The following is an 8,960-nucleotide window of genomic DNA, read 5'->3' as shown; positions in this document are numbered from 1 at the left end:
CCGGGGGGGGGGGGGCCGGGGCCGCCCCTGCCGCCCGCCGCGCCCCCCCCGGCGCCGCGGGCCCCCCCCCCCCGCGCCCCCCCCCCGCGGCGCCCGGGGCCGGGGCCGGTCCCCGCGTCCGTGCCCCGTCCGGCGCCGACGCCGTTGGCCCCGCCGACCCTGCCGGCCTCGCCGGTGTCGTGGACGCCCTCGCGGCGGGGGTGGACGTGGGGCCCGGGTGGGGGTGACGGCGGGAGCGGTGGCAACGGGAGCGGCGGCGGCGGTACGTGGGGGCTGCGCGGGTCCGGGCCCGGGCCCATGGTCTGCGAGTCCGGGCCTGTGGCCGGCGGCCCGGGGCGCGGCGGGTCAGCGGACGGCCGGCCCGTCGGCCAGCGCCCGGGCGCCGTCCTGCGCCGTCGCGGAAGCCGCTGCTGCGGAAGTCGCTGCGGAGGCCGGGCCCGAACCCGGCGCCGGCGCACCGCCCTGAGCTGCCACAGCCGCTGACGCTGACGCTGCCGGAACGGGAGCCGAACCGGGAGAACCGGGAGCCGGAGCCGGAGCCGGAGCGGGGGCGGGGGCCGCCGGGCCCGGCGCGGACCCCACCGCCGTGCGCCCCGTACGCCCCCGTACCCACCCCGGCGCCGGGAACTGCGCGGCCAGCAGCGCGGCCAGGGCCAGGACGAAGCCGGCGGCCTGGAGCAGGCTCAGGGACTCGCCGAGGGTGAGGCCGATGACCGTGGCGACCAGCGGGGACAGCAGGACCAGCGGGGCCGACGCGCCGACCGGCAGCCGGCCGATGCCGCGGAACCACAGGGTGTACGCGATCAGCCCGCCCATGCTGCCGAGCCAGAGGTAGCCGCCGACGGCGCCCGCGTCGACGTGCCCGGGGACGCCCTCGAACAGCAGGGTCACGGGCAGCAGCACCAGCCCGCCGACGGTCAGTTGCCAGCCGGCCACGGCCATCGGGCCGACGCCGGCCGGGCGGCCCCAGCGCTTGGTCAGGACGACGCCGGCGGCCATGCTGGCGGTGCCGCCGCGGCCGGCGACGACGCCGACGGCGTCCAGTTCGGCCTGCGGACCGAGCACCACCAGGCCGACGCCGACCACCCCGAGCACGCCCCAGACCAGCCGCCAGCCGCTCGGCCGGTCGCTGAGCACCAGGACGGCCAGGCCCGCCACGAGCAGCGGTTGCGCAGCGCCCAGGGTGGCGGCGACGCCGCCGGGCAGCCGCTCCGCGGAGATGAAGAGCAGCGCGAACAGGGCGCCGATGTTGAGCACGCCGAGCACGGCCGCCTTCCACCACCAGTCGCCGCGCGGCAGCGTCCGGGTGATCGCCAGCGCCAGCAGCCCGGCGGGCAGCGCCCGTACGAGGCCGGCGAAGAGCGGGTGTCCTGGCGGCAGGAGTTCGGTGGTCACGGCGTACGTGGTGCCCCAGGACATGGGGGCGATGGCGGTCAGTGCGACGGTCGCCACCTGCACGGACGTGGTGCGCGACGGGCCGGCCCGGTGACCGGGCGAAGTGGGCGAGGCGTTCATGGGGGAAGTCTGCGCAGCCCCCGTACATGCATCCAAAGCATGATTGCGATGGCAACCATGCACCAGCACCATGTATGCATGGACCTCCAGCAACTGCGCTACGTCGTGGCCGTCGCCGAAACCCGCAACTTCACGCGCGCCGCCGAGCGCTGCGCGGTGGTGCAGTCCTCGCTCAGCCACCGCATCGCGGGCCTGGAGCGGGAACTGGGCGTGAAGCTGTTCGCCCGGTCGAGCCGTCGGACGGAGCTGACCGGCGCGGGCGAGGCGTTCCTCGCGCGGGCGCGCGAGTGCCTGGCCGCGGCCGACCGGGCGGTGGCCGACGCCGCGGCGGCGGCCGGGGTGGTGCGCGGCCGGCTGGCGCTCGGCGTGATCGTGACGACGGCCGCCGTCGACGTGCCCGAGGCGATCCAACGGTTCCGGGCCCGCCACCCGGACGTGCGGGTGCTGCTGCGGGCGGGCGGCAGCATGGAGTTGACGGCCGCGGTCCGCCAGGGCGAGTTGGACGTCGCTTTCCTCGGGCTGCCCGCGAACGAGCGGCCGGCCGGCGTGCGGTCGCTCGCCCTCGACCACGACGAACACGTGCTGGTGGTGCCGGCCGGGCACCGGCTCGCGGGGGCCGCGCGGGTCAGCCTGCGCGAGGTGGCCGACGAGACGTTCGTGGACTTCGTGGCCGGCACGCCCGCCCGGGCCCAGTCCGACCAGGCGTTCGCGGCTGCGGGGCTGGTCCGCGACGTCGCGTACGAGGCCGGCATCGCGGAGTTGATGACCCGGCTGATCGCCCGCGGGCTCGGCGTCGCGCTCCTCCCGTCGGCCTTCGTCCGGCCGCAGGCCGCGGCAGATCCGGCGCTGGCCCTCGTCCCGGTGGTGGACGGCCCGCACCGCGTCGAGTACCTGGCCTGGAACGAGTTCAACCCGAGCCCGACGACGCTGGCCTTCCTCGATGTGCTGGGGGTGGGGCGGGAGGTGCGGGGGTGAGGCGGGAGGTACGGGGGTGAGGGCCGGCGTTTGCGGTCCGGGCCCGCATGCGAGGGGGTACGCGCTGGCCGCGGTGGTGGGCCCGGGCACGGACGGGTCGGGGCGTGGAGGGGTCGGGCGCGGACGGGTCAGGCTTGGTTGGGTCAGGCGCGGACGACGGGGGTGCCGGTCAGGGTGACGCCGGCGGCGCGCAGGTCGGACGCGGCCCGTTCGGTGGTGTCGGCGGCGACGTCCGCGGTGTAGTCGAGCAGCACCCGGGTGGTGAAGCCGGCGGCGACCGCGTCGAGCGCGGTGGCGCGTACGCAGTGGTCGGTGGCGATGCCGACCACGTCCACGGCCTGGATGTCGTGCGCCCGCAGCCACTCGGCCAGCGGCGTGCCGTCCGCCGTCGCGCCTTCGAAGCCGCTCTTGGAGGCGGAGTGCGCGCCCTTGAAGAAGACCTCGTCGACGGCGCCGGAGGCGGCCACCGGCGCGAAGGCGGGGTGGAACTCGCTGCCGCTGCTGCCGGCCAGGCAGTGCACGGGGAACGAGTCGCGGTAGTCGGGGTGTGCGGAGAAGTGGGCGCCCGGGTCGATGTGGTGGTCGCGGGTGGCGACCACGCGCGCGTACGCGGTGCCGTCGTCCCCAAACCCGTCGCCGCTCCCGGCCCCGGCACCGGCCCCGTTCGTCCTGTCGCTGCCGTTGTCGCTGCCGTTGTCGCTGCCCTCGGCCCCGGCTCCGGCTCCGGCGACCAATTCGGCCACGGCCGCCGCGGTGTCCGCCCCGCCGCCCACCGGCACCGCACCGCCCTCGCAGAAGTCGTTCTGCACATCGACCACGATCAAGGCACGCCCCATCGCCCACACCTCTCTCACCCGCCGCCCCGTCGGGCCGGCCCGGAACCGTTCGTCGCGGCAAGGTAGTGCACCGCGATCGGCCCGCGCACGCTGCGTCACTCGGATGGGGGTGGGACGCGGGGCGCATAGGGTCCGGCCCATGGCTGACACTGAACTGACGACGCTGCTCGGCGTCCTGAACAGCAAGCGCAAGCACGTCCTGGGCATCTTGGAGGGACTGGACGAGGAGGCGCTGCGGCGCCCGGTCCTGCCGTCCGGCTGGACGTGCCTTGGGCTGGTGCACCATCTCGCTCTGGACGACGAGAAGTTCTGGTTCCGCGCGGTTGCTGCCGGGGAACAAGCCGCGATCGAAGAGATCCTCGGGTCCGGGGACGCGTGGCAGCCCGCCCCGGAGAAGACAGCCGAGGAGGTCTTCGCCCTCTACCGCAAGGAAGGGGAACTCGCCGACACCTTCCTTGCCGGAGCCGACCTGAAGGCGGCCCCGAGCTGGTGGCCGGACTTCTTCGGTGACTGGCGCCTCGACAACCTGCGCGAGATCATCCTGCACGTGATCACCGAGACCGCCACCCACGCGGGTCACTTGGACGCCGTGCGCGAACTCATCGACGGCAGGCAAAGGTTGGTTCTCCGCTGACGGGCAAGCCGCTCCGCTGCGCCCACCAAGTTCGTCGAACGCAAGGTCCACAGCTCAACTCGTTCTGGAACGATCAGTTACTCGGCCCGCTGCCAGGCCCGTGCTACGGGCCCCCGCGGGCCCACGGTCGCCTCCCGCCATCAGGCGCGTACGCGTCCACAGCCGCTCGCCCGGTAGCTCCACCTGCCGGGGGTCACCCCTCGGGCCCCTGTGGCAAAGTCAGGGCCGGTGTCAGCGGGGGTCGTCGGCGGATGCGGGCGGCGTGAGGCGAGGGGGACCCGTGGGGCGGGTGGTCGACGGCCGGTTCGAGTTGGGGGAACGGCTCGGCGGGGGCGGGATGGGCACGGTCTGGCGCGCCCGGGATCTGGCGCTCGGCCGTGACGTGGCGCTCAAGGAAGTGCGCCCGCCCGATCCCGCACTGGCGGAGCACGACCCGGAGGGTGCGGCGCAACTACGCGCGCGCGTCCTGCGCGAGGCCCAGGCGCTGGCCCGGATCAACCACCCGCACGTGGCGACGATCTACCACATCGTGGACGGCGCCGACCATCCGTACCCGTGGCTGGTCATGGAGCTCGTACCGGGCGAGAACGTCGCGGCCCGGCTGGCCCGCGGCACGCTCGACCCGGCCGAGGCGGCGCGGCTCGGCCGGGGCGTGTTGGCCGGGCTGGTCGCGGTGCACGCGGCCGGCATCCAGCACCGCGACGTCAAGCCCGCCAACATCCTGATCAGGCCCGACGGGCGGCCGGTCCTCACCGACTTCGGCATCGCCGCCATCCAGGGCTCCACGGTGCTCACCGCCGCCGGCTCGTTGATCGGCACCCCCGACTACATGGCGCCCGAACGCGCCGCCGGCCAGGACGGCGACGCGGCGGCCGACCTGTGGTCGCTGGGCATGATGCTGTACGTGGCCGTGGAGGGCCGGCACCCGATGCGGCGCGCCAACACGCTGGCGACGCTCGCGGCCATCGTCGGCCAGGACGTTCCGCCGCCGCGCAAGGCGGGCGCGCTGACCGGCCCACTGACGGCACTGCTCGCCCGCTCCCCCGCCGCCCGCCCGGACGCCGCCGCCCTCGACCGCCTCCTCGCCACGGTCGAAGCGACCCCCGCCACCGAGTCCGTACCGGACCGGCCCGATGCGGGGGTACCGGGCGCGGACCGGCCCGTTACGGGCGGATCGGGTACGGACAGACCGGGTGCGGACAGATCCATTGCGGGCAGTTCGGGTGTGGACCGGTCCGTTACGGGCAGCTCGGATGCGGACCTGCCTGCTACGGACGAGCCCGCTACGGATGGATCGGCTACGGATAGGTCCGCTACGGATGGGTCCCGACCGGCCGCGGGCCCGCCCGTACCCGAACCCGAACCAGCCGCGGGCCCGCCCGTACCCGAACCCGAACCAGCCGCGGGCACCCCCACACCCCAACCCGACCTGGCCGCGGGCACCCCCGCGCTCCCACCCGAACCAGCCGCTCCCGCCCCCGGTACCACTCCCGGCCCCGGCCCCACCGACCACTACCCCCTGGCCCCGCCCACCGACGGGCAAGCGACCCCGGCCGCCCAAGCCGCCGACGGGCAAGCAACCCCGGCCACCCCGGCCGCCACCACCCCCGCCACCACTCCCACCCCCGCGCCCCCACCCGGATTCGGCCCGCCCACCGGAGCCGCGGGGCCCGTCCCGTACCTCGGTGGCGCCCCGGGCACGCACCCTCCGGTACCGGCGTACGGCACGCCCCACGGCATGCCGCCCGGCGCGCATCCGAGCCCGCATTCGGGCCCGCCGCCCGCCCCGGCGCACCTGCCGCCGCCCGCAGCCGGCGCCGGCGGGTCGCGTCGGCGCCGGTGGTACGCGGGTGGGGCCGCCGGTGTGCTGGTCCTGGCCGGGGTGCTCGGCTGGCAACTGCTGCCCGGCGACGGGGCGAACAGCGCCGGCGGCCGGCCGGAGAAGACCGGCGGGCCATCCACCCCGGGTGACCAGCCGAAGTCGCAGCAGCCGAACGGCGCCGGCCCCGAGACCAGCACCGGCCCCGAGGCCCCCACCGGCAAGAAGATCACCATCGGCATCAAGACGGACCAACCCGGCTTCGGCGTCAAGCAGTCGGACGGCAGCTACGCCGGGTTCGACGTCGACGTGGCCACCTACGTGGCCAGGGCGCTAGGCCACACGCCCGCCGACATCACCTGGAGGCCGGTGCGCAGCAGCGACCGCGAGACCGCGCTGACCCACCACGACGTGGACCTCGTGGTGGCCACGTACACGATCAACGAAAGCCGCGCGAAACAGGTCGACTTCGCCGGCCCGTACCTCGTCGCGCACCAGGACGTGCTGCTGGCCGCCAACAACTCGGCCATCAGCAAGCCCGCCGACCTCAACGGCAAGCGGGTCTGCGCGGTCACCGGCTCCACCCCCGCCCAGATGCTCAAGGACTCCGGGGCCGCACCGCAGGCCGAGATCGTCTCCGCCCACTCGTACGCGCTGTGTGTGAGCGCACTGGAGCAGGGCACGGTCGACGCGGTGACCACCGACGACGCACTCCTGGCCGGCTACGCGGCCGACCGCTACGGCGCCTTCCGCCTCGGCGGCTTCCGGCTGTCGGGCGACGAGCGGTACGGGGTGGGCCTGCCCAAGGGCAGCCCGCTCAAGGCGAAGGTCGAACAGGCCCTCAAGGCCATGGCGACCGACGGCACCAAGGACCGCTCCCTCCAGAAGAACCTGCCGCTGCTGGCGAAGCGGGGTGGGGAGTAGCGGGCGCGCCCGTACCAGCCAGCTAGCGCGGCCGGTCCAACACCAGTGCCGAATAGCCCATTTCCTTGCCGGCCGCCGCATGCGCGGCCACCACGGGCAGCAGGGCGTTCCAATCGGCGGTGGTGAATTCCCGCAGCCCGGTCCAACGGGCGCACAGGGCGCGGCGGCCGGCGCGGGTTGCGGCGACCGTGCCGATGGTGCCGATGAGCCAGGCGGAACGCCGGACGACCGGGCGCGTCCAATCGCGAACCGCGCTGATGCGGAAGCCCGTTGCGGTGGCCTGGCGGAGATAGCGGTCCAGGTTCTCGAAATCCTGGAAGCGCCAGGACCGGCGGACCAGGCCGTGCGGATCGAGCCGGTCGATCTGCGGCGTGGCACGGGTCGGCCAGGTGAAGTCGACCAGAACGAGCCGGCCGCCGGGGCGCAGCAGGCGGTGGCTCTCGGCGAGGAAGGCGGCGCGCCCTTCGGGGCCGAAGTGGAATGCCGCCTCCAGGCAGTGCACCCGGTCGAACGACTGGTCAGCGAGGTCGGTGTGGCCCGCGGGGGCGGGCAGCGCGGTGACGTCGGCGACCTCGAAGGCCACCCGGGGGCGGCGCCCGAAGCGGTCCCTGGCCCAGGCGATCTGCCGGTCGCTGACGTCCACGCCGACCACCCGACAGCCGGCGTCGGCCAGCCGTGCGGTGGTGTGCCCGCGCCCGCATCCGGCGTCGAGTACGAGGTGCCCGGGCTCGGCCCGTAGCAGCGCCAGCGAGCGGCGTACCAGGGCGCGTTGGAATGGAGCTCCACCGTTGATCGCGGCGGGAAGCGTGGGCCAGGTGAAATATCCGACGTTCAGCAGATCGTCCCAGCCCAGATGTTGGAGGAAGCGCAGGAATACATTGACGTCGTCATAGCCGTCGCTAGAAGGAATAGCGCCATTCATCGCCCGAACTCCGCCCTGCCGCGTTCCGATTCCGGCACAGGAGCATGGCACAGGAGTCCGCTCCGTCAGGGATTTCCCGCCGGCGGTACGGGGACGCCACGAAGGAACCTCAGCCAGCGCGGCACGCGCCTGTCGCAGCACGCACCTCTCGTGGCACGCACTTGTCGCGCCACGCACCCATCACGAGGCACACCTGTATCGCCCGACCCGCACCCGCCCCGACGCGTACGCACAACAACCCGCACCCCGTCACGCGCACGCGCACGCCTCCGATCCCCCGCCCCCTCTCCCCCTAGCGCCGCGCAATTTACCTGACTACAGTCAGAGAAATGAGCGCGGCGAAGCGGCAGGCGGCGGAGATCCAGCAGGTGCGGCGGTTCAACCGGACCGTGACGGAGCGGGTGGGCGTGCTCCACGACCGCTACCTGGGCCGCGGTCGGCCGGTCGGGGAGGCGCGGCTGCTCTGGGAGATCGGCGAACAGGGCCAGGACGTACGGCAGTTGCGCGAACGGCTCAGCCTCGACTCGGGGTATGTGAGCCGGCTGCTGCGCTCCCTTGAGGCGGCCGGCCTGGTGACGGTGGAGCCGCAGCCCAGGGACCGGCGGGTCCGCTTCGTCCGGCTCACCGCGGCCGGCCGGGCCGAACGGGCCGTCGTCGACCAGCGCAGCAACGAGGTCGCCGGCTCGCTCCTCGAACCGCTGAACGCGACCCAACGCGCCCGGCTGGTGGCCGCGATGACCGAGGTGGACCGGCTGCTGACGGCGGCGACCGTCACGCTGGACGCCGTCGACCCGGACCACCCCGACGCCCAGCACTGTCTGCGCGCCTACTTCGCCGAAATGCAGGAGTCCTTCGCCACCGGCTTCGACCCGGCACTGAGCCTGTTGCCCGACGCCGGTGAACTGCGCCCGCCGCACGGGCTGTTCCTCGTCGCCAGGGTGCACGGCGAGCCCGTCGGCTGCGCCGGGCTCAAGCTGCCGGGCCGCGCGCCCGCCGAGGTCAAGCGGATGTGGGTGGCGCCGGCGTCGCGCGGGATCGGCCTCGGCCGCCGGTTCCTGCCCGAGCTTGAGGCGCGCGCCGCGGCGCACGGCCACGACCTGCTCCGCCTGGACACCAACAAGGCCCTCGCCCCGGCCATCGGCCTCTACCACGCCCACGGCTTCACCGAGGTGCCCGCCTTCAACGACGAGCCGTACGCACACCATTGGTTCGAGAAGCGGATCGAAGCGCGGATCGAAGCGCGGGGTGGGGAGTGAGCGGGCGGGGGGGGGGGGCCCCCCCCCCCCCCCCCCCCCCCCCCCCCCCCCCCCCCCCCCCCCCCCCCCCCCCCCCCCC

At 74.9% G+C, this 8,960-nt stretch carries 8 protein-coding genes and 1 pseudogene; 6 read left to right on the top strand and 3 right to left on the bottom strand.

Annotation, left to right across the window (positions count from 1 at the left end; genetic code table 11):
* Positions 1-227 (top strand): hypothetical protein (locus AAHZ94_RS22335; protein WP_349994759.1); only part of this gene is annotated, 227 nt, incomplete at its 5' end.
* A 118-nt stretch (positions 228-345) separates the two neighbouring features.
* Here the strand turns inward: AAHZ94_RS22335 and AAHZ94_RS22330 are convergent.
* Positions 346-1,515 (bottom strand): EamA family transporter, encoded by a 1,170-nt coding sequence (locus AAHZ94_RS22330; RefSeq protein ID WP_349994758.1) that lies wholly within the window; start codon positions 1,513-1,515, stop codon positions 346-348.
* Positions 1,516-1,593: 78 nt separating this feature from the next.
* Between AAHZ94_RS22330 and AAHZ94_RS22325 the strand changes: the two genes are divergently transcribed.
* The gene (locus AAHZ94_RS22325; protein ID WP_349994761.1) at positions 1,594-2,490 is read left to right on the top strand and encodes a LysR family transcriptional regulator; all 897 of its coding nucleotides are present in this window, start codon (positions 1,594-1,596) and stop codon (positions 2,488-2,490) included.
* Positions 2,491-2,633: 143 nt separating this feature from the next.
* On the opposite strand, the gene AAHZ94_RS22320 is transcribed toward AAHZ94_RS22325, so the two are convergent.
* Complete coding sequence (locus AAHZ94_RS22320) at positions 2,634-3,326, bottom strand: isochorismatase family protein (RefSeq protein WP_349994757.1); 693 nt, start codon at positions 3,324-3,326, stop codon at positions 2,634-2,636.
* Between the two features lie 139 nt (positions 3,327-3,465).
* On the opposite strand from AAHZ94_RS22320, the gene AAHZ94_RS22315 reads away from it, so the two are divergent.
* From AAHZ94_RS22315 to AAHZ94_RS22305, 3 genes and pseudogenes are all read left to right on the top strand, one after another.
* Positions 3,466-3,960, top strand: coding sequence for a DinB family protein (locus AAHZ94_RS22315; RefSeq protein WP_349994756.1), 495 nt, complete (start codon positions 3,466-3,468; stop codon positions 3,958-3,960).
* A 262-nt stretch (positions 3,961-4,222) separates the two neighbouring features.
* Positions 4,223-5,060: pseudogene (locus AAHZ94_RS22310) on the top strand (serine/threonine-protein kinase); the annotation flags it as partial.
* Positions 5,061-5,698: 638 nt separating this feature from the next.
* Entirely contained in the window at positions 5,699-6,703 is a 1,005-nt protein-coding gene (locus AAHZ94_RS22305) for a glutamate ABC transporter substrate-binding protein (protein ID WP_349994760.1), read from the top strand.
* 22 nt (positions 6,704-6,725) lie between these two features.
* Here the strand turns inward: AAHZ94_RS22305 and AAHZ94_RS22300 are convergent, their stop codons facing one another.
* Positions 6,726-7,625, bottom strand: a complete 900-nt coding sequence (locus AAHZ94_RS22300; protein ID WP_349994755.1) for an SAM-dependent methyltransferase — start codon at positions 7,623-7,625, stop codon at positions 6,726-6,728.
* 329 nt (positions 7,626-7,954) lie between these two features.
* On the opposite strand from AAHZ94_RS22300, the gene AAHZ94_RS22295 reads away from it, so the two are divergent.
* A complete protein-coding gene (locus AAHZ94_RS22295) occupies positions 7,955-8,881 on the top strand; it encodes a bifunctional helix-turn-helix transcriptional regulator/GNAT family N-acetyltransferase (RefSeq protein WP_349994754.1) in 927 nt (308 codons plus the stop codon).
* Positions 8,882-8,960: the final 79 nt, after the last annotated feature.

The organism is Streptomyces sp. HSW2009, from assembly GCF_040240285.1.
Taxonomy (GTDB): domain Bacteria; phylum Actinomycetota; class Actinomycetes; order Streptomycetales; family Streptomycetaceae; genus Streptomyces.
This window is presented reverse-complemented; position numbering and strand designations above follow the sequence as displayed.